The 21,851-nt window shown below is 38.6% G+C and carries 19 protein-coding genes; 17 read left to right on the top strand and 2 right to left on the bottom strand.

What is annotated here, in order from left to right:
* Positions 1-75: 75 nt before the first annotated feature.
* From pdaA to CEQ21_RS10495, 3 genes are all read left to right on the top strand, one after another.
* Positions 76-819 carry a delta-lactam-biosynthetic de-N-acetylase gene (pdaA, locus tag CEQ21_RS10505; protein WP_185767221.1) on the top strand — a complete coding sequence of 248 codons (744 nt, stop codon included), beginning with the start codon at positions 76-78 and terminating at the stop codon, positions 817-819.
* 116 nt (positions 820-935) lie between these two features.
* Complete coding sequence (locus tag CEQ21_RS10500) at positions 936-1,796, top strand: DNA-3-methyladenine glycosylase family protein (protein ID WP_185764565.1); 861 nt, start codon at positions 936-938, stop codon at positions 1,794-1,796.
* A gap of 136 nt (positions 1,797-1,932) precedes the next feature.
* Positions 1,933-2,745 carry a DUF1385 domain-containing protein gene (locus CEQ21_RS10495; protein ID WP_185764564.1) on the top strand — a complete coding sequence of 271 codons (813 nt, stop codon included), beginning with the start codon at positions 1,933-1,935 and terminating at the stop codon, positions 2,743-2,745.
* 35 nt (positions 2,746-2,780) lie between these two features.
* Here the strand turns inward: CEQ21_RS10495 and CEQ21_RS10490 are convergent, their stop codons facing one another.
* Positions 2,781-3,116 carry a DUF3139 domain-containing protein gene (locus CEQ21_RS10490; protein WP_185764563.1) on the bottom strand — a complete coding sequence of 112 codons (336 nt, stop codon included), beginning with the start codon at positions 3,114-3,116 and terminating at the stop codon, positions 2,781-2,783.
* 368 nt (positions 3,117-3,484) lie between these two features.
* On the opposite strand from CEQ21_RS10490, the gene CEQ21_RS27400 reads away from it, so the two are divergent.
* The 10 genes from CEQ21_RS27400 to CEQ21_RS10440 all read left to right on the top strand — a co-directional run bounded on the left by CEQ21_RS27400 (position 3,485) and on the right by CEQ21_RS10440 (position 15,614).
* Positions 3,485-6,181, top strand: a complete 2,697-nt coding sequence (locus tag CEQ21_RS27400; protein ID WP_185764562.1) for a lipocalin-like domain-containing protein — start codon at positions 3,485-3,487, stop codon at positions 6,179-6,181.
* A gap of 148 nt (positions 6,182-6,329) precedes the next feature.
* Positions 6,330-7,721 carry a 23S rRNA (uracil(1939)-C(5))-methyltransferase RlmD gene (gene rlmD, locus CEQ21_RS10480; protein ID WP_185764561.1) on the top strand — a complete coding sequence of 464 codons (1,392 nt, stop codon included), beginning with the start codon at positions 6,330-6,332 and terminating at the stop codon, positions 7,719-7,721.
* A gap of 1,066 nt (positions 7,722-8,787) precedes the next feature.
* Positions 8,788-9,588: an SDR family oxidoreductase gene (locus tag CEQ21_RS10475; RefSeq protein WP_127741769.1), complete on the top strand. Its 801-nt coding sequence runs from the start codon at positions 8,788-8,790 to the stop codon at positions 9,586-9,588.
* Positions 9,589-9,699: 111 nt separating this feature from the next.
* Positions 9,700-11,631, top strand: coding sequence for a BglG family transcription antiterminator (locus CEQ21_RS10470; protein ID WP_185764560.1), 1,932 nt, complete (start codon positions 9,700-9,702; stop codon positions 11,629-11,631).
* Positions 11,632-11,698: 67 nt separating this feature from the next.
* On the top strand, positions 11,699-12,124 hold the full coding sequence (locus CEQ21_RS10465; RefSeq protein WP_185764559.1) for a transcriptional regulator GutM: 426 nt from the start codon (positions 11,699-11,701) through the stop codon (positions 12,122-12,124).
* A 21-nt stretch (positions 12,125-12,145) separates the two neighbouring features.
* Positions 12,146-12,691, top strand: a complete 546-nt coding sequence (locus CEQ21_RS10460; protein WP_127741763.1) for a PTS glucitol/sorbitol transporter subunit IIC — start codon at positions 12,146-12,148, stop codon at positions 12,689-12,691.
* Positions 12,692-12,711: 20 nt separating this feature from the next.
* The gene (locus tag CEQ21_RS10455) at positions 12,712-13,707 is read left to right on the top strand and encodes a PTS glucitol/sorbitol transporter subunit IIB (RefSeq protein WP_185764558.1); all 996 of its coding nucleotides are present in this window, start codon (positions 12,712-12,714) and stop codon (positions 13,705-13,707) included.
* Positions 13,708-13,770: 63 nt separating this feature from the next.
* Positions 13,771-14,130 (top strand): PTS glucitol/sorbitol transporter subunit IIA, encoded by a 360-nt coding sequence (locus CEQ21_RS10450; RefSeq protein WP_185764557.1) that lies wholly within the window; start codon positions 13,771-13,773, stop codon positions 14,128-14,130.
* 101 nt (positions 14,131-14,231) lie between these two features.
* Complete coding sequence (locus CEQ21_RS10445) at positions 14,232-14,903, top strand: transaldolase family protein (RefSeq protein WP_185764556.1); 672 nt, start codon at positions 14,232-14,234, stop codon at positions 14,901-14,903.
* 36 nt (positions 14,904-14,939) lie between these two features.
* On the top strand, positions 14,940-15,614 hold the full coding sequence (locus tag CEQ21_RS10440; RefSeq protein WP_185764555.1) for an HAD family hydrolase: 675 nt from the start codon (positions 14,940-14,942) through the stop codon (positions 15,612-15,614).
* A 115-nt stretch (positions 15,615-15,729) separates the two neighbouring features.
* Here the strand turns inward: CEQ21_RS10440 and CEQ21_RS10435 are convergent, their stop codons facing one another.
* Positions 15,730-16,500, bottom strand: coding sequence for an SDR family NAD(P)-dependent oxidoreductase (locus CEQ21_RS10435; protein ID WP_185764554.1), 771 nt, complete (start codon positions 16,498-16,500; stop codon positions 15,730-15,732).
* A gap of 418 nt (positions 16,501-16,918) precedes the next feature.
* On the opposite strand from CEQ21_RS10435, the gene nirB reads away from it, so the two are divergent.
* From nirB to CEQ21_RS10415, 4 genes are read left to right on the top strand one after another with little or no spacing between them, the layout of a single operon-like run.
* On the top strand, positions 16,919-19,321 hold the full coding sequence (nirB, locus tag CEQ21_RS10430) for a nitrite reductase large subunit NirB (RefSeq protein WP_185764553.1): 2,403 nt from the start codon (positions 16,919-16,921) through the stop codon (positions 19,319-19,321).
* 31 nt (positions 19,322-19,352) lie between these two features.
* Complete coding sequence (gene nirD, locus CEQ21_RS10425) at positions 19,353-19,670, top strand: nitrite reductase small subunit NirD (protein ID WP_185764552.1); 318 nt, start codon at positions 19,353-19,355, stop codon at positions 19,668-19,670.
* Positions 19,671-21,146, top strand: coding sequence for a uroporphyrinogen-III C-methyltransferase (gene cobA, locus CEQ21_RS10420; protein ID WP_235907236.1), 1,476 nt, complete (start codon positions 19,671-19,673; stop codon positions 21,144-21,146).
* Positions 21,107-21,832 carry a sirohydrochlorin chelatase gene (locus tag CEQ21_RS10415; RefSeq protein ID WP_185764551.1) on the top strand — a complete coding sequence of 242 codons (726 nt, stop codon included), beginning with the start codon at positions 21,107-21,109 and terminating at the stop codon, positions 21,830-21,832. The genes cobA and CEQ21_RS10415 overlap by 40 nt, the downstream gene beginning before the upstream one ends.
* The last annotated feature ends 19 nt before the right edge of the window (positions 21,833-21,851 follow it).

Here is a 21,851-nt window from a genome sequence, read left to right as displayed (position 1 = left end):
CAAATAATAAGTTTAGATTTGTTAAAAGGAGGGAGAAAGGTGAAGCACTTCAAATTGATTTCGGCCTTTTTTGTTATGTTTCTGCTCATTCAGCATCCAGTATTGGCGAACGTTTCCAATCAGCCACTGCATTGGGGTTTCAAAAAAGCAAGCAATGAGCAGCCAGCAGAAGCAGGGCAGCCGCTTGATGATCTTTTAGGAAAATACGGGGCTTTTTATAAGGACAGTCCTGATAAAAAGGTCTTGTATTTAACCTTTGATAATGGTTATGAAAATGGCTATACAGGAAAAATCCTTGATGTATTGAAAAAGGAAAAGGTACCAGCCACTTTTTTTGTGACAGGACATTATTTGCAAAGTGCCACAGATTTAGTGAAACGAATGGCTGACGAAGGTCATATAATTGGAAATCATTCCTATCATCACCCAGACTTCACACAAGTTTCTGATCAAAGACTGACAGATGAGCTTGAGAAGGTTGCGAAAGAAACAGAAGCGATAACCGGGAAAAAAGGCATGAAATACTTACGGCCGCCGCGCGGTATTTTTAGTGAGCGGACTTTAATGCTCGGCAAGGAGCTAGGATATACACAGGTGTTTTGGTCACTAGCGTTTGTCGATTGGAAAACCGATCAGCAAAGAGGCTGGCAATACAGCTATGACAATATCATGAAGCAGGCACATCCAGGCTGCATAATGCTCCTTCATACTGTGTCTAAAGACAATGCAGATGCTCTTGAGCAATCAATCAAAGACTTGAAGAAAAGAGGCTATACATTCAAAAGCCTTGATGATTTTATGGCAAAGCAGAAGAAATAAACTTACAAGCCCATTTTACGGTGGGCTTGTTTTCTTTTTGTAAAAGTATAGGCTGTTTCATAGAACTTCCACATATATCCATGCTATAATAGAGGAAAACAGAACAGGTGATTCTATTGCGTATTGTCCCGGTATCAGGTCCATATAATTTTGATCTTGTGTTAAGCCGCTTAGCTTTAGATCCATTGCATCAAGTGGATGCCTTAGAAAGGTCCATAAAGGTGCCTATTGGTATAGAAAATGAAAAAATTGTTGTCAAGGTGAAAGCAATTGGCACAACGGAAGGGCCAGTCTTCCAGCTAGAAGAACTTCCAATAAAGTATGAAGAGAAAGTTATTCGAGAGCTTACAAGGATTTTTCAATGGGAAAGCTCACTTATTGGTGTTCATGAGCATTTTCAAGGCACCGAATTGAAGGAGCTGTTTAACAGTCATTTCGGAACACCGCTCGTACTCGACTTTCATCCATATAATTGTCTCGTAAAATGCATCATCCATCAGCAGCTTAATATAAAATTCGCATACACCTTAACAGAAAGATTTGTTAAAGCATACGGAACAGAACTTAATGGAGCATGGTTTTACCCGAATCCTGAAGTTGTTGCAGCACTCACGGTAGAAGAATTAAGAGAGCTGCAATTCAGCACAAGAAAAGCAGAATATATTATTGATATATCGAAGGAAATTGCTGAAGGCAGGCTGAGCTTAGAGAGCCTTTATGATCGAACAGATGAAGAGATTATGAAGGAATTGATCGTCTACAGAGGAATTGGCCAATGGACGATTCAGAATGTGCTTTTATTCGGGCTTGGACGGCAGAATTTATTCCCGATTGCAGATATCGGCATCCAAAATGCATTAAAGAATCTGCTCGGACTTGAAGCAAAGCCGACAAAAGAAGAAATTGAGCAATTAATCCCAGCTTGGGAGCCCTATTTAAGCTATGCGTCTCTATACTTATGGCGCAGCATTGAATAAATCCATGAAACCAATCTATGTGCCTATCCGTCTATAAATAAGGACAAACATATGATTACAGCACATTTATTGTGCAATTGGGGAATATATTATATAAATGAATTGAAAAAAATCTTGTGAAAAATGGAGACCCTTTATGAAGTATGGAGGAAAAGCGCTAATCAATGGCGTAAAGTTTCAGTCTGACGATGTCAAAGTAATCTCAGTCCGCAAAGATGGTGAAATCAAGACAACTCATCAAATTAAAGCGAAAGAGGAAGAAATTGAAGACTTTGATATCGACAAGTATTTGCGGAAAGTTCCCATTGTAAGAGGCATGTGGTTTTTTATCCGAACATTCCTTGATACATGGAAGTCCTTTTTATCACTGTTTGTTTTTGGATTTTTATTTCTATTTGTGATGTCCAAAGGAAGCTGGTCGATAGGGGATTTAAGTGCAGCGGAGATCGAAATAGCTGTTATCATATTTATCATTTTATACTTAATGATCTTCAAGCTCACACCGCTCGGTAAATACCATGCAGCAGAACATATGGCTGCCAATTGCTTTAATAAGCACGAGGAACTAACACTAGAAAATGTAAAAAGTCAGTCCCGTATAAGTGAAACCTGCCACTTAAATCTGGTGATTTTTATTAGTCTTATCAGTTTGATTGTTTGGCTTATTCCTTATTCGAATCAAATAGACGGCATCGTTGTCCTTTTTGTAGTTCTGTCACTTGCTTACGAGCTGTATATTATCCGTAATAAACATGTGAAAAAGGTGCTGACTCCGATTTACTATATTGGATACGGATTACAATATCTTTTATTCACAGCAAGACCTGCAGCAGAGCATCTTGAAACAGCTATCCGATCCCTAAAGAAAATGGCTGCCCTTCAGGAAAACATTGACAAGGAGACAGCAGCAAAAAAGTCCGCAAGTGTGACATTTCATCCTGCTAAATAAGGAGTAGAACAGCTCAAGAATTTGAGCTGTTCTTTTTATTGAAGATGCTTGCCTTTGTCGTATGTGTTGTTGCCGTCATCATATCTGCCAATAAAGACAGTTTTTTTGTTTCTATAGATGAACTCATAACGTAAGTCTTGTTCATCCTTGAATACAACGGTGACATAATAATGGCCTGATTTATAGTCATAAGAAGGCTCTATGCTTTTCATTTCCTGTTCCTTTTCTCCCGTATCCTTCAAATATTGTAAGACTTTCTGCTTCGATATCTTTTCCATCCAAGTAAATCCATGCCATTCTCCATATTTATAAACGGAAATACCACCGACTGCAAACAGGATGGTGAAAATCCAGATTGCTTTTTTTAGCATGTGAAATCACCCCTCTTATGGTGTAATTTTACTCTATAATGGTATTTATGTCTATTTTGTGAATGATATTATGAAATAATTATCTATTTACAGAAAATTCATTCGTATATGTGACATGTTAATTTTTATGAATATGTACATACAATCACTTTATGTATATTGACATGTACGTATATGTGTAATACGATAATCAAAGTTATGAAAGTGTTTACATAGTTATTAAGACAAGAGGGGAGTGCTTTCGTAGCCAATAATAGAGAACCGTTTTGGCTGTATGGACAGGAGCATGGCTATTATTTATACCTTGTGTGCAAGAAACAGGTTTATGCTGCTTTCGTTAAGCTGACACGGCAGGGAGGAATGGCGCAATGAAAAGGAATGTATCTCGAAGTTTATTGATGTTTTTCTTAGCAGTTGTTCTTGTAATTCCGCAGTATCTTTTGAGCAATGATACAACAGTAGTTAAGGCAGCAGAAGACCCGGTCTTTAAAAGGGCTTCTGTCCATGACCCGTCTGTAATTGAGGCAGATGGCCAGTTCTATGTTTTTGGTTCGCATCTTGCTTCTGCAAAAACAAAGGATTTTATGCAATGGGAGCAAATCTCCTCAAACGTGTCTGCAGACAACCCGCTGTTTGAAAATGTTCTCGAGGAGTTGAAGGAAACATTTGATTGGGCAGAGTCTGATACGCTGTGGGCAGCAGATGTTATCCAGCTTGAGGACGGGAAATATTATATGTACTATAATGCCTGTAAAGGAGATTCCCCACGTTCAGCACTTGGTGTTGCTGTTTCAGATAGTGTTGACGGACCATATAAGGATCAAGGCATTATTTTGAAATCAGGCATGTGGGATGAAGAGAGTGAGGATGGCACCATTTATGATGCAACAAAGCATCCAAATGCCGTTGATCCTGACGTATTCTTCGATAAAAACGGCAAGCTTTGGATGGTGTACGGCTCTTACTCTGGCGGGATTTTCATCCTTGAAATGGACCCGAAAACAGGCAAGCAGCTACCAAACCAAGGCTATGGGAAAAAGCTGCTTGGCGGCAACCACAGTCGGATTGAAGGTGCGTATATCCAGTACAGCAAGGAAACAGATTATTATTATATGTACTTGTCATTCGGTGGGTTAGACTCGACTGGCGGCTACAACATGAGAGCTGTCCGCTCGAAAACTCCAGACGGCCCATATTATGACGCCGCAGGCAATGATATGACAAATGTTAAGGCAGACCCGACATTGCCATTGTTCGATGACAAATCGATTGAGCCATATGGTGTTAAGCTGATGGGCAGCTACCTGTTCAAACGTGAGGTAGGCGAAAGCGGGACAGGCATTGGCACAGGCTATGTATCGCCAGGTCATAATTCCGTTTATTATGATGAAAGCACAAATGAGCAATACTTGATTTTCCATACTCGTTTCCCAGAAAGAGGGGAACAGCATGAAATCCGAGTTCACAAAATGTATATGAATGAAGCTGGATGGCCAGTTGTATCTCCATATGAGTATGCAGGAGAAAGCTTGCAGGATGTTGCGGCTGCTGATATTGCAGGAGACTACAAATTCATTAACCATGGCCAGGATATTTCTGCAGAAATCAAAAAATCTGTGCTGATTAGCTTGAACAGTGACGGAACAATCAGCGGTGAAGCAGCTGGAACGTGGAAGGAAAAAGGTTCTAACAAAGCAGAGCTTACCATTGACGGCAAGTTGTATACTGGCGTGTTTATAAGCCAGTGGGACCCAACAACGAAAACGAATGTGCTGACATTTACAGCCATATCAAGTGAAGGTGTATCTGTCTGGGGAAGCAAAGCAGAAAGCAAAACAGATAATGAAATTGTCGAGGCAGTCAAGAGTGGCCTTGAATTAGGCGATACAACGGCAGTTATCAGCAACTTGAAACTTATAACAGAAGGATTACGCGGTGCACTTATTAGCTGGAGCTCCTCGAATCTCGATGTTGTTACAAATGACGGCAAGGTAACAAGACCGACTAATGGAGCGGCGGCAACGGTGACATTAACAGCAACAATAACAAAGGGGGAAGCTAACGCTGAGAAAACCTTTGAAATCACCGTTTTGCCAGAGGAAAAAGGCAAGCTTGCAGCTCATTATGCCTTTGAAGGCAATTTAACGGACAGCACTGGCACACAGGCAGATGGACAGCCGACAGGAAATCTCGTTTCTAATACTGGTGGAGCAATTACCTATACAGACGGGAAAACCGGCCAAGGGGCGATTTTTGACGGAGCATCAGGAGTGCTTTTACCGAAGGGGCTTATCTCCAGTAATAAATACAGCGTTTCTTTCTGGTTGAACCCAGAACAGCTGACTAATTATACGACGGCATTTTTCGGCGCAAAATCAGATGTAAACTGGATCAGCTTTGTTCCGAAAGGTCATGATGGTGTCGGCAATAACAGCATGCTTTGGTCGAACAATGACGGCTGGTATGATGCAGATGCTGGCACACAAATACCAGTTAATGAATGGTCCCATCTTGCTTTTACCGTTGATAATGGAGCGCTTAATATCTATATCAATGGGGAAAAGGCATTCAGTGGCACTGATTTCTTTAATGTCTTCACAGATAAAAATTCCTTGTTTGCACTCGGAGTAAACTATTGGGATACTCCATTTAAAGGGCTTATGGATGAAGTGCTTGTTTATGACTCTGTCGCATTGAGTGAGGATACAATCAAGGATTATTACAACACTGGGACAGTTCCAGTAGTGTCTGAGCCAGCAACACCAACGCCAGATGAGGACACAGATAAACCTGAGGAAAATGACACAACAGGTCCAGAGGAGGAAGCAGGAACAGATAAGCCGGACGACAACGGCAGCGAGGAAGATGGCAGTAAGGAAACAGCTGAAGATGAAGAATTGGGCAATGTTACAGATGATAGTAATAAAGATAGCGTTAAAGGCCAAGGGCATGGACTGCCTAATACAGCCACAAACTCCTTCAATTATTTGATGGCAGGTATTGCCATGATTGTTATCGGTGCATGTGCGTTTCTTTTTAAAAAGAAAAGAGCTAGAATAGAATAAGAAGAAAATCCCTCAAAGATTAAGATTTGAGGGATTTTTATTTGCAAGATAGCTGGATTATCCAATAAAGAAGTATTAGTATAAAGGTTGCAGTTTACACTGATTATAATAAATAAAAAAATAGAAACCTACTTATAGGAGCAATAGAATGAATGATAAAAAGCAAGTAAGCACGGCAAAGTTACAGCAAGGACAAACCTTCCCGCTCACAATTAAAAGACTCGGAATCAATGGAGAGGGTGTCGGCTATTTCAAACGGCAGGTCGTCTTCGTTCAAGGAGCACTACCAGGCGAAGAAGTAGTCGTGGAAGCAACAAAGATCATGCCGAAGTTTTCAGAGGCAAAAGTAAAGAAAATCCGAAAGGCATCACCATTTCGCGTCAAAGCACCATGCCCGATCTACGAGCAATGCGGCGGCTGCCAGCTTCAGCATTTAGCATATGACCAGCAGCTTAGAGAAAAGCGCGATATTGTAATCCAGTCACTAGAAAGACACACAAAACTGAAAATAGAAAACTTAGATATCCGTCCGACAATCGGTATGGAAGAGCCTTGGAATTACCGCAATAAGAGCCAATTCCAAATCGGCCAGCAGAAAAACGGCAAAGTAATCGCAGGCTTGTATGGGATTGACTCCCATCGCCTTGTCCCAATCCAAAACTGCATGGTTCAGCATCCGCTGACAAACAAGGTGTCAGAAGAGGTTCGCAACATTTTAGAAGAGCTGAATGTACCAATTTACGATGAACGCACACAAAAAGGTATCGTCCGTACAATCGTGACAAGAGCAGGCTTCCAATCAGGAGAAGTACAGGTCGTGTTAATTACAACTCAAAAAGAAGTGCCGCGCAAAAAACAAATCATGGCAGAAATTCTAAAACGTCTGCCTGAAGTGAAGTCACTAGTGCAAAATATTAACGGCAACAAGACATCCCTAATATTCGGTGAAAAGACTATTCATCTAAGAGGCGAAGAGGTCATTCAAGAAACATTAGGCGACTTAAACTTTGAGCTGTCAGCACGTGCCTTCTTCCAGCTAAACCCGACACAAACAGTCAAGCTGTACGACGAAGTCAAAAAAGCTGCCAGCCTGACAGGCAAAGAAAAAATCGCTGACGCCTACTGCGGTGTTGGAACAATCGGATTATGGCTAGCTGACGGTGCAAGCGAAGTCCGCGGCATGGACACCATCGATGCAGCCATCATCGACGCCCAAAAAAATGCTGATAGACACGGCATCAAAAATGCCACATACGTAACAGGAACAGCCGAGCACTGGCTCCCAAAATGGGTCGAAGAAGGCTGGCGCCCAGACGTAGTAGTAGTCGACCCGCCAAGAACAGGCTGCGACCAAAAGCTGCTTAACGCCATCAAAAAGGTAAAACCGAAGAAGTTCATTTACGTATCCTGCAATCCGTCGACATTAGCGAAGGATATTGATTATTTGAGCAAGGATTATAAGGTAGAGTATTTGCAGCCTGTGGATATGTTCCCCCACACGGCGCATGTAGAGTGTGTAGTGGAGTTGGTTTTAAAATAATCATTAGAACCCGGATTTCTTAAAAAATCCGGGTTCTTCGTATTAAATAAATCAGATTTAGAAGGACAGAGGCACTTTTCATCGAACTGTAATTGTAGATAAAAATAAAAAGTAAGCCAAAATGAGAAGTTGGGGAGTGGAGCAAGGTGAGTGACAATGTATTCTTTAGAATTGTTCGGTTGTCGCTTATTATTTTAATAATATTGGTTATTGTATATGGTTACTATCTTCACACAAAAGGGGCGTTACTGCCTTTTATGATGAAAACTGTTTTACCTAATCTGCTCAAGATAATTAAGAATTATGGAGTTGTGATAATCATTGTAATTTCTATTTTTTCTTTTGGTTTTTATTGTGGGAGAAGGCATGGGAGTAGATCAGGAAATTCAAGAACTAGATGAAGGTACAATATGCTCTATTTATTAATACCAGTAGAGTGACCAAAAAGATAAACCTTTCATGTAAAGGGAACAAAGAGGAGGCTGAGTAGCTTCCTCTTTTTAGTAGGAACAGAAAATAGGTTTAAACTATATTTTCTTTTGTAGTTTAATAGGGTAATATAACTATTGGTCTTTGTCTAAAACAATTGCTTAAAAATTTATACAAAAGGATTTTTTCTGTAGCTTTTTTATACTAGGGGGAGAACAACTTTTATTTAATAAATATGGAGGAAGGACTTTTCAGATTCCCATTTAGATAGCCTAAGCCTAACTCAAATCTTTACCAAGTCTTCTTTCAATCGTTTACGATGTCAGAGTTTGTGCCAGTCTTTAAAGCTCCTGTTGTAAAGCTATTTTATAAAATCATGCTTTTAAACCATTCTAAACATACCGAATTAATTAGATATACTATTAATTTGTTCTTCATGGCAAGTGGTTAAGCGGATTAAACTTTTCGACTATGTTAAAGTACATACATAAAAATCCTGTATCTAAATAAATCAGATTAATAATACAGACTTTTTCACTATTATGTGAAAAAGTCTGTATTAAATTACATTAGATTACCTCCTATACTGAAATCAAGAAATAGAAAGTGCTTTCAAAATGATGAGGAGGAATTACTAATGAGTGATACATGGTTAAATCTTGAAGGGAAAGTCGCGATTGTAACAGGTGGAGCCTCTGGCATTGGTTTAGAAATTACAAAGGGACTTTTAAACAATGGAGTTAAAGTTGTCGTTGCTGACTTAAATGGAGAGGAAGGAGCTAGAGAAGATGGTTCTTACTTTCTAAAATGTGATGTAACAAATAAAGAAAGTGTAAACAACACTGTTTCTAAAACAGTTGAACTTTTTGGCACTGTCGATATCTTGGTAAATAATGCGGGAGTAAATCTGCCAAGACTTTTAGTGGATGATAAGGGTGAAAGACCGGAGTATGAATTGAGTGAGCGTGATTTTGACTTTATGGTAGCAGTTAATCAAAAAGGTCCTTATCTCTTTGCACAGTCTGCTGCTAAAGAAATGTTAAAGGTAAACAAAGGTGTCATCATTAACGTTTCTTCTGAGGCAGGGCAAGAAGGCTCTGCAGGACAAAGCTGTTATTCTGCTACTAAAGGTGCTGTAATTTCCTTTACACGCGCATGGGCAAAAGAGCTTGGGAAGTTTAACATCCGTGTAGTTGGAATTGCGCCAGGTATTATTGAAACTACAGGATTAAGAACAGATGCGTATAACGAAGCTCTAGCGTATACTCGTGGGGTTACGGTAGATGGATTATCCACAGATTACAGTAAATCTATTCCTCTTGGCAGAGAAGGTAAGTTAACAGAAATTGGCGATTTGGTGACTTATTTAGCTTCCGATCGTTCCAGTTATATTACGGGTACAACATTAAATATTTCAGGAGGGAAATCTAGAGGTTAATAGTGAAGTCAGAATACCTTTGATGAGTGTCATAATACAAGGTTGACTGTCGTTCACTTTAAGTTCCCAAACCTGGTGTTTTTGGCATTCATTTAGCAAAGAGGTGGTAGAGTGTCTGACTTTACATTAGAGGATAAAGTAATTCAGATTATTGAAATATCGCAACAAAGGGAGTATAGCTCTTTAGAGTTTTTAGCAGATGCTTTAGGGGTTGGAACAAGATCGGTCAGAAATTATATCAAGAAAGTAAATGAACAATTAGAAGGTATTGCTTTCTTAGATAACAAAAGAGGCAAAGGTTTTTGGTTATCAATAAAAGATCAATCTAGCTTCAATCTCCTGATGGATCATATAAGTACTAAAAAGGACTCTATTGATTCCTCCAAACGCCGTATTGCTTATATCATTGAAAGGCTTTTGAATAGTGAGGAAATTAATACTTTAGATGAGTTGGCATACGCGATTAATATTGGGCGAACAACACTTGTAAATGAGTTGAAAAAAGCGTCTGTATCATTAGAAGCCTATAATCTGAAAATTTATGGTAAACCCAATACTGGAATGCGGCTGGATGGTGAAGAGCTGGATATACGCTTTTTTATCATTAATAATGTATTTGATATCATGTACAGGTCATACCCATTAGATCTTGATATTGCTGAAGAAATAGCAACTATTGCAGCCCACTATGATTTTGAAACTAGTACGCAAAAGCGATTAATGGAATTTGTAGTAGTAATGCTTGATCGGTTGCTTAAAAATCAGCCATTAAAAAGATTGAAAGAAAGTCATTTGAAGCTTAAAGCTACACATGATTATCAAATTGGTTTGGAGATTGCAAAAGTAATTGAAAGATGTCTTCCAATTACAATTCCAGAGGAAGAAGTTTTATTCATTACCATTCCTATAGCTGGAAGAAGAACTCCAACAAATAATCGTACAATGGAAAACATTGCTATACCAAGTGAAATTAAGAGATTACTAGAGATGATTGTAGAAAATATCGGATTTAAAAAGGATATTATCGAGGAAAATGAATCATTTTTTACCGACTTGCAATATCATTTGACATTTATGTTAAACAGATTAATGTATGGGTTGCGTATAGAGAATCCGATGTTAATGGATGTAAAGGAAAAGTATCCAGTGGCTTTTCAAATGGCAAAGATTGCAGGTGAAATCATTAAGAATGAATATGACATAGAAGTATCAGAAGATGAACTTGGTTATATTGCGTTCTATTTTGGAGTTTTCATTTCGCAGAGTGAAGTGAAGGTGAAAAGCATTAGAAAAGCAGCAGTCATCTGTGGAACGGGAAGAGGAACAGCTAAATTAGTTTCTAATCAGCTGCAGCGAATCCTTAATAAAGATACGGAATTGAGACTTTTCTCAGAAACAGAAATAACAGAAGATATGTTAAACGATTTTGATATCATTTTTTCTACAGTGAAGCTTTCCGTTGAAACAAGTAAACCACTCATAATAATAAATGAAATCTTTGATGAACAAGCTATTGCCAGGAAGATAGAAGAAGTAGCATATATGCAAGCATTTATGTTAAAAGCTGATTTTAACTCGCATACATCCATACTAAATCATTTAATAAGCAAAGAAAGCTTCTTTCTATTGAATAGTGAGGCCGGCTATCATGAAAGTTTATATATGATGGTAGACGAGTTGATTAAGATAGAACATTTGGATAATGAATTCATGAATCGTCTTAAGGAACGAGAGAAAAAAGGCTCTATGGTATTTGATCGCTTTATCGCAATACCACATACCTTTAATTATAAATCAGATCAAATAGAACTGGCGCTAGGAGTATTCCCTGATACAGTAATCTCTGATGGTAAAGAAATTAAACTTATTTTCTTATTAGGCATTCCAGAGAAACAATCTGAAATGACCGAGCATCAGCTAGTGAGTGTTTATGATGAAATAATCAGAATAGCAAATGATGAGAAGCTAATTAACGAGCTAGCAAGTGCGGCAAATTATGAGGAAGTATCTGAATGTTTAAAGAAGATTAGCAAGTTTAGTTAAACTAAGTTACAAAAATTTGTAAGCGTTTATTTTAACAGCTAGAGAATTTAATGAGGTGGGGTAAAAAATGTTCTTAGGATTTATTATAATGATCGGTATTGCGTGGTTATTGCAAAGTATTTTTGGTTTTCTACAAATCAAACATTTTAATAGGAAATATAGTGAATTAAGACGCTTAGGGCGTGTAGCCATCGGCAAAAAAACAGGTATGTTTAAAGCTGGTACTGTTGTTATGTTTGCCATTGATAAGCGTAATAACATCTTAAAGGCAGCTAAAATGCAAGGTGTTACTGTGTTTTCCCGAGTGCGAGAACTAAAAGGGTTTGAAGGGAAAAACCTTTTAAAAATTTCAGATGATGATTACAAAGGTATTAACAAGTTAACAAAGTATGCGATAGAAGATGCTTTAAAAAGCTACGATATTATTGCTAAAGGCGGAGAGTTAAGAGTAAAAAAAGGCTGGATTGATTATCTAATTCCTAAAAAGAGCTGATAGAAAAGGAGAGATTAATAGATGGATATCTTAATTAAAGGCGCAGAAAAATTCATGGACTTGTTCCGACATGGGGGCGAGACATTTATAGGTATGGTAACAGATATTGTTCCCTTATTAATTATGCTGCTTGTTGCAATGAACGCACTTGTCCGTTTGGTTGGGGAAGAGAGAGTAGAAAAGCTGGCGAGAAAGTCTGCAAAAAACCCGTTTACTCGCTATTTTGTATTACCGATTATCGGAACTTTTATTTTAGCTAATCCGATGACATTATCACTTGGAAAGTTCCTTCCTGAGAAATATAAACCAAGCTATTATGCAGCTGCATCGTATTCATGCCACACTCATAACGGGCTATTCCCACATGTTAATCCAGGAGAGTTGTTTGTTTTCTTAGGTGTTGCGGCTGGTATTACTACTTTAGGATTTGATACTGCTGAATTAGCTCTTCGTTATTTCCTAGTTGGTATTGTAACGAACTTCTTGCGCGGGTGGATCACAGATTATATGACAGCATATGTAGCTAAACAACAAAACGTAAAATTAAAAGATACTGTTAAACTATAAATAAGTGATGGTGAGCGAAAATGACAACATATCAAGCTATTAAAATAACAAAAGGTTCAGGCGGATTCGGCGGTCCATTAATAATTACTCCAACAGAAGAAAAAAATAAGGTTGTTTATATTACAGGTGGAGAGAAACCTGATATTGCAGACAAAATTGCTGAATTAACTGGCTGTGAATTAGTGAATGGGTTTAAAACAAGTGTTCCAGAAACAGAAATGGCATGTGTCATTATTGATTGTGGTGGTACATTACGCTGTGGTCTATATCCACAAAAGCGGATTCCAACAATTAATATAATGCCTACAGGACAAAGCGGTCCATTGGCGAAACACATTACGGAAGATATTTATGTATCAGGTGTGAAAATAAATAATATCCAGCTTGCAGATGGGGCAGTAATGCAAGTTGAGCAACCTGCTGAGAAAAAGCCAGAAAAAGAATACAAATATGATTCTAGTAAGAAAATCAGTGAACAACAGAAGCCAAAGGGTTTAATGGCAAGAGTCGGCATGGGAATGGGAAATATCACTAGTGTTTTCTACCAAGCAGGCAGAGATGCTATTGATACAGTAATTAAAACAATCCTTCCATTTATGGCTTTTGTTGCGATGCTAATCGGGATTATCTTAGAAACAGGTATTGGTGATCTTTTTGCAAATATTTTATCACCGTTTATTGGTAGCGTTTGGGGATTAATGGCGATAGCACTTGTTTGTTCATTCCCACTTTTATCACCATTTTTAGGTCCTGGTGCTGTTATTGCTCAAGTAGTAGGAACACTGATTGGCGTGGAAATTGGAAAAGGCAATATTCCGCCACATTTAGCACTACCAGCGTTATTTGCAATCAACTCCCAAGCTGCGGCAGATTTTGTTCCTGTTGGTTTAGGATTAGCCGAGGCAGAACCTGAAACAGTCGAAGTAGGGGTGCCAGCTGTTCTGTATGGCAGATTTTTGACCGGTGCACCAACCGTATTTATTGCTTGGCTAGCAAGCTTTGGCTTATACGAATAACTATTTAATAAAATATAAATAATTATGAAAACTCACAAATAGACATAGAAAAGGAGTAAGGATATGCAAAAGAAATATGAGACAGTAGTTAATAAAATAGGTGAGTCTGTATCCGCGTTTCTAGGAGATAAAATGTTGATTTTGTTTGGTGAAAATGCTCCAGCAGAACTTGCTGATTATTGCTTATCTATTACAGTTAATGATATTAACAATGAAATAAAAGCAGGTGACACCCTTCAATTAGGAGAAAGAAAATACACAATTACTTCAGTTGGTGATGCTGTTGAAAAAAATCTTACATCTCTTGGGCATATTACCCTCAAGTTTGATGGATCTGAACAACCAGAGCTACCAGGAACATTATATTTAGAAGATAGTGAAATAGCTGATGTGAAGCAAGGGGATATAATCCGAATATACTAATCATGTCTCGCCTATAAAGTTAATAGCTTAGCTTTTCCAGATGAACTAAAAGATGATTGTCGGTAGTTAAGCTATTTTATTTTTTCCTAAGGAGTGAAAATATGAAACTATTCATTGATTCTGCAAACGTCAACAAAATTCAATTGCTTAGTGACTATTATTCAATAGACGGAGTGACCACTAATCCAAGTATTATCGTTAAAGAAGGAAAACCCTATTTACCTTTACTAAAGGATATACAAAGCAGTATAGGCACGGAAAAGGTGCTTTTTGTGCAAGCAATTGCTGACATGGCAGAAAACATAGTGGAAGAAGCGAAGTATATACAGGATTCATTACAAGGGAATATAGTAATCAAGATTCCTGTTACAAGCGAAGGTTTAAAAGCAATTAAATTATTGAGCAGAATGGGAATTCGGACATTAGCTACAACTGTTTATACACCTATGAATGCATACTTGGCGGCAAAAGCAGGTGCAAGCTATGTAGCGCCATACGTGAATCGAATTGACAATTTGTCAGGAAATGGTATCCAAGTAGTTAAAGATATAGTAGAAATATTTGCGAAGTCTAATTTTAATTGTGAAGTATTAGCGGCAAGCTTTAAAAACACCCAACAAGTACTAGAGGTTTGCCTAGCGGGGGCACAAGGAGTTACAGCTTCTCCAGACATTATTGAAGCATTTCTTAAAGTGCCATCTATTAAAGAGAATGTAGAAACATTTAGTAAAGAGTGGTATGGATTATACGGAAGTAACAGCCTTTTGGACTAAGTTAAAGCTGCATTAAAGTAGAAAGAAGGTTAGCAGATGATAAAAGCAATTGTTTTTGATTTTGACGGGTTAACAGTTGATACAGAATACGCTTTATATGAAAGTTTTTGTGATATTTTAGAAATGAACCCAGGTAATCTGCCTATAAATGAATATGCTGTCCATATTGGTACGGACTCTAGCAGCCTTTATAATTTCATCTTAAGCCAATCGAACGGACTTTTAACGAGAGACGAAATCATCGAAAAATCAGCTGTTATGCATAAGGCTAAATTGAATAAGCCCATTGCACGGGATGGGATAGAGGACTACTTGAAAGCTGCTAAAGCACAAGGATTAAAGATTGGCTTGGCATCAAGCTCCTATAGAGAATGGGTAGAACATTTTTTAATTAAACTGAATATTTTACATTACTTCGATGTCATTCAAACAAGAGATAATGTCAAAAAAGTTAAGCCAGATCCAGAGCTTTACGAAAATGTAGTGGAGCTTTTAGGAGTTAATCCGCGTGAAGCAATAGCTTTTGAAGATTCAGCTAATGGCTCTAAAGCGGCACTTGCAGCGGGATTGAATTGTGTGATAGTTCCTAATAAAATTACAGAGCATCTTCCATTTGAGAATTATCATCTGAAATTAGCGAGTATGGCAGATAAATCACTTGAAGAAGTGATAGACAGTATTGAGAAATCTGTTAAGTTGCTTGAGAAGTGAAAATTTATCTAAAAAGACACAACACTTGCGGTGTTGTGTCTGATTTTTTCCTAAAATTTGAATGGGCGTATATTGGTCAGTCCTTCCAAAAGAAGAACTGACTTTTTTAATTAAATCACAAAGCACCCATACCGCCATCAACACGGTACTGTACTCCTGTAATAAATGAACTTTCATCAGATCCAAGGAATAGAACCAGATTAGAAATGTCTTCTGATTCTCCGTATCTTCCTAATGGAATTGATTTTTCCATGTCTGCTTTTGCTGCTTCAGCTTGTCCTGGTGCAAAGCCTTCTTCTAAGGAACGCATCATTCTTGTGTTGACTGGTGATGGGTGAATGGAATTGACGCGCACTTTGTATGGAGCAACTTCGACTGCGGTTGCTTTTGTTAGGCCGACGACTGCGTGTTTTGATGCGATATATGGTGTTACATTCGGGCTGCCGCTAAGTCCGGCAACAGAAGAGGTATTAATGACACTGCCATATCCCTGTTCTTTCATAACAGCTAGTACGTGTTTTAGTCCTAGGAATACGCCGCGTACATTGACGGCAAGTACCTTGTCTAGATCTTCTACTTTTTGTTCTGTTATTGGAGCGACTTTTCCTTCAATTCCTGCATTGTTGAAGAAAACATCGATTTTTCCGAACTTCTCGACGGTTTTGTCCACATAATTTTTTACATCTTCTTCTTGGGATACGTCAGCTTGAATGGTGATAACCTCGCCTAATTTGTCTAATTCGGCTTTTGTCTGATCAAGTGAGTCTTGAAATAAATCTACTAAAACAACCTTTGCGCCTTCTTCTAAAAAGCGTTTTGCAGATTCTTTTCCAATACCTCCTGCTCCTCCTGTAATAATGGCTACTTTGTTATCTAATCTCTTCAATTTTAAAACCTCCTCATTAATTTGTTAACGCTTTCAATTAGGTATAATTTAATTTATGGCAATTTTGTGAATTTTGGCCTTCGTTATTATTATAAGTCACTTTGATGATGAATTTCTAATAAAACGCTTGATATCAACAGATGTACAGCTTTTTTTAGAGAGATTGGGTTTGGCTATTTAGTCTACATCAGAGCAAGATATTAGTTGTCATAAAATCGTCGAATTTCCAAGACTTGTTTGCTCGGTAAAGAAGATATAATGAATGTATAAAAGAGGTATTTTTACCACTTCTTTTACTAAACTTATGGCTATAAGCATACGTACAGATAAAGTTATTGCCGTAAGAATCTTATTGATTGGTCATGTGAAACAATTCACATGAAACGCTTTTCTAGCCCAACCTTGGAGGGGGAAGACAATGAAGAAATTAGTTCTAATTGGAAACGGGATGGCAGGAGTTCGAACAATTGAAGAAATATTGAAACGAAATGCGGATACTTTTGAAATAACGATTATTGGGGATGAACCATACCCAAACTATAATCGCATTATGTTATCCAATGTTTTACAGGGGAAAACGACTATAAATGATATTAATATAAACGATTATGAATGGTATAAGGACAATCATATTAATCTATTAACTGGGGAAAAGGTTGTTCGCATTAATAAGGACAAGAAGGAAGTAATCACAGATAAACAGCAAATCCTTGCATATGATGAGCTGATTATTGCGACAGGATCGAGTGCCTTTATTCTGCCCGTACCTGGAAGTGATTTAGACGGTGTTATTGGTTTTCGAACAATTGCGGATACAGAGATGATGATGGAAGCAGCTCAAAACTATAAAAAGGCTGTTGTCATCGGCGGCGGGTTGTTAGGACTTGAAGCTGCAAGAGGGTTAATTGACCGTGGCATGGACGTGCATGTTGTTCATTTATTGCCATCATTAATGGAGATGCAGCTCGATGCTGCAGCAGCAGAGCTTCTTAAGAAGGATTTAGAAGCACAGGGCATGAAATTTTTAATGGAAAAGCAGACTGCTGAGATTTATGGGGAGAAACGTGTTCAAGGCTTAAAGTTCACAGACGGTACATCTGTAGAATGTGACCTTGTTGTGATGGCTGTCGGAATTCGTCCGAATGTTGCGATTGCGAGAGATGCTTGCTTGGAAGTGAATCGAGGTATTGTGGTGAATGATTATATGCTCACATCAGATCCATCTATTTACGCAGTCGGAGAATGTGCAGAGCATAATGGTGTTGCTTACGGTTTGGTTGCTCCGCTTTATGAGCAGGGAATTGCTCTTGCTGATCATATTACAAGAGGTAAGGGCAAGGGCTATCAAGGAAGTGTGCTTTCAACTCAGCTGAAGGTTGCAGGCTGTGATCTGTTCTCGGGCGGGAAAATTCATGAGGATGAAAATACACAGGCAATAATAGTCCATGACCAGTTTTCAAAATTATACAAAAAAATCCTGGTGACAGATAACAAAATTGTTGGGGTTGTCCTTTACGGCGATGCCACTGACGGAAACCGTTTGTTTAATATGCTGAAAAAACAAGCTGATATAAGTGAGTATACAAGTTCGTCTGTCTTGAGCAAGGCGGGTCAGGACGGAGAAGAGGATTTAGTTGCAAGCATGAGTGCAGAAGATACGGTGTGCGGCTGTAATGGTGTTACAAAGGGGACGATTGTCCACTCTATCCTTGAGCAAGGACTGACAACCTTTGAAGAAGTGAAGGGCTGTACAAAAGCCGGCGGGTCTTGCGGTAAATGTAAACCAATGGTCGAAAGCATCCTTGCACACACACTTGGTGACAGCTTTGATGCTTCACTGCAAAAAACAGGCATGTGCAGCTGTACATCACTTACTCGTGACGAGGTTGTCGCACAAATAAAAGAAAAGCAAATGAGATCACCGAAGGAAGTTCGTATCGTCCTTGATTTTGCAAGTGCTGAAGGCTGCTCAAAATGTCGTCCGGCCTTGAACTATTATATGCGCATGCTGTTCCCAGAAGAGTATGAAGATGACAAAGCATCAAGATTTGTAAATGAGAAGATGGAAGGGAATATCCAAAATGACGGGACATTTTCGGTTGTTCCTCGTATGTATGGTGGAACAACAACTGCAGAAGATTTAATTAAATTGGGAGAAGCAGCGAAGAAGTACAATGTTCCATTAGTAAAAATCACAGGTGCCAGCCGGATTGGCTTATATGGTGTTAAGAAAGAGGATGTGCCGCATGTTTGGGAGGATTTAGGAATGCGGTCTGGTTATGCCTATTCTAAATCACTGCGCAACGTAAAATCATGTGTCGGTTCAGCATTTTGCCGATTTGGTACACAGGATTCTCTTGGACTTGGCATTAAATTAGAGCAAGCAATTGAGATGGTGGATACGCCGCATAAAATGAAAATGGGTGTTACAGGCTGTCCGCGGAACTGTGCAGAAGTGCTAACAAAGGACTTTGGCGTTGTTTGTGTAGAAAATGGCTATCAACTGTATTTTGGCGGAAATGGCGGTACGGAAGTTCGTGAATGTGACAGCTTAATAACTGTAACAACGGAAGAAGAAGTCATAACAATGGCAAAAGCATATGTGCAATATTACCGTGAAAATGCAACTTATGGGGAAAGAACAGCTCCTTGGGTCGAACGCACAGGCGCGGCGGTTGTTAAAGAAACACTATTGAATGAAGAAAATGTTAGTAAGCTTGTAGCTAGCTTTGATAAAGCAAGAGCAACATACGAAGAAGCATGGTCTTCTGTACTGAGCGACCAAAAGAAACGAGATATGTTTGAAGTGATTAAAGGATAATCTTCTCGATTATACTGGAGGGGGAAAAAGGATGACTGCAACAAAAGAATGGACGAAAATCATGAAGAAATCTGAACTGCCGCAACAAATCGGCAAAGAAGTTCAAATAAAAGGAAAATCAATCGCTTTATTTCATCTTTCCAATGGAGAGGTCAGAGCGATAGAGAACCGCAGCCCGTATAAAAATGGTCCATTGGCAGAAGGGATTGTCTCTGGAGAGTATGTCTTCTGCCCGCTTTATGACTGGAAGATTTCTCTTGTTACTGGACTTGTCCAAAAACCAGACAATGGCTGTGTAGAAGTATACAAGATAGAAGTAAAAGACGACGATATTTATGTGATGGTGTAAATGATGGATACAAACAAGGGGTATGTAGCATTTGTTGGAGCTGGACCTGGAGATATTGGATTAATGACGGATAAAGGGATGGAGTGCTTAAGAAAAGCGGATGTTGTATTATACGACCGTCTCGCTAATCCGCGATTACTGCGCTATACCAAAAATGAGTGTGCTTTTATATATTGTGGAAAGCTGCCTAATAACCATATTATGCGACAAGAGAAAATTAATCAGACCTTAATTACCGAGTCATTAAAGGGCAAATATGTAGTTAGGTTAAAAGGCGGTGATCCGTCTGTTTTTGGAAGAGTTGGCGAAGAAGCAGAAGCGATAGCAGCATATAATATACCGTTTGAAATAGTTCCTGGAATCACATCAAGCATTGCCGCAAGCAGCTATGCAGGTATTCCAGTCACCCATCGCGATTATAGTACTAGTTTCACTATTAGAACTGGTCATAAATGTAAAAAAAATGAAGAACTAGCTTGTGAGCCTAAGCAGGAAGCAACAGGAGAAACACTTGCTTATTATATGGGCGTTCAAGGCTTGCCGACAATCTGCAAGCAGTTAAAAGCACAAGGGTATTCTCATGACACAATGGCAGCTGTTATTGAATGGGGAACATTAGGAAAACAGCGGGTGGTAGAGGGGACATTAAGTACAATCGTAGAGAAAATAACAGCAGCAGAAATTAAGAATCCTGCTTTAACGATAGTTGGAGACGTGGTCAAGTTACGGTCCTCTATTGCGTGGTTTGAGAAAAAGCCGTTTTATCAAAGAAAACTGCTTGTTGCCAAAAGCTCATCTGCGGAAAGTTCTCTGGAAAAATTTTTCACAAGTAATGGTGCTGAGGCATATGCATTTCCTGCTTTAATGACAATTCCTCATTCTTATACGAATGAGGAATTACAGCTGATAATGAATACAGACAGAGTAATTTTTGCATCGTCAGCAGGAGTAGATATTGTATTTTCCCAGCTTTTTAAGGCGGGATATGATATTCGGGATTTTCCTAGACGGTTAGAATATCTGTCTGATAAAACCCGTCAGGAGCTTGAAAAAAGAGGGCTGCGAGGTGCAAGGGCAGGATTTGACAAAAGCAGTGCAGTCTTAATTGGCGATAGAAGGCTATTAACAGAAAGCACATTCTCAGATAATCTGCATGTTTTTCCAAGTCATACTACCGAAATAGATACCCGCTATCATGAGATAAATGAGCGATTATTAACAGAGGATAATTGGGAAACAGTTGTTTTTCCAAATAAGCAGTCAATCGATGTCTTTTTACAAGAATGGACTAAGTACAGCGATAGAGATCCAAAAGAAATGTCATTTGCTGCGATGGGTCCATCTGTAAAAAAATATGCTTTGCAAATGGGATTTAGACGAATAGATGAACAGGTACAGCAGGAACTAGATAAAAAAGAATGGATGCGTGATCACGAATGGATGCAGTTGTATACATTGGACATGGCAGCCTTATAGCTGAAGGGAATAACCAGTTTATAAATTTTATCGAAGAAGTGAAAAAGGAAGTAAACATACCAGTTCAAGAAATTGCATTTTTGGAGCTTGCTTCACCGACAATCTATGAAACAATCAAAAAAGTAATAAAAGCAGGTGCAAAGCGAATTTTAGTTGTCCCTAATTTATTATTTGCTGCAGCACATTTTAAAAGAGATATTCCAGAAGAGTTGGCCCTTATAAAAGCGGAATTTCCAGACGTAAGCTTTTATATTTCCAAGCCATTTGATCTTCACCCAAAGATGATAGATTTAGTAATTAAGCGCATAGCGGAAAAACGAACTGACAATGAAGGGACTATCTTAATTGTCGGCAGAGGCAGCAGTGACCCTGAACCAATATTAAAGCTGATGGAAATAAGCAATCATGTTTATCAAAGACTAGATTCACCAGTATATACAGCCTTTTTAACTGCGGGGAAGCCGGCATTCGCTAATGAGCTTTATAAACTCCAGCAAGAATACAGCAAAATATATATAATGCCATATTTATTATTTACAGGTACGCTGTTAAAAAGGATGGAAAGTGCAGTTGCGAACAGTCGGGATGAGGTCATTCTTTGTCAGCCTTTACAATACGATTCATTGCTGAAGGAAGTATTGTTAGAAAGAATGAGAGAGCAATTAATGGCCGAACGAACTAATTAAAGCAATAAAAGGAGTGATT

The sequence above is a fragment of the Niallia circulans genome (assembly GCF_007273535.1).
Classification (GTDB): Bacteria; Bacillota; Bacilli; order Bacillales; family Cytobacillaceae; genus Niallia; species Niallia circulans_B.
This window is presented reverse-complemented; position numbering and strand designations above follow the sequence as displayed.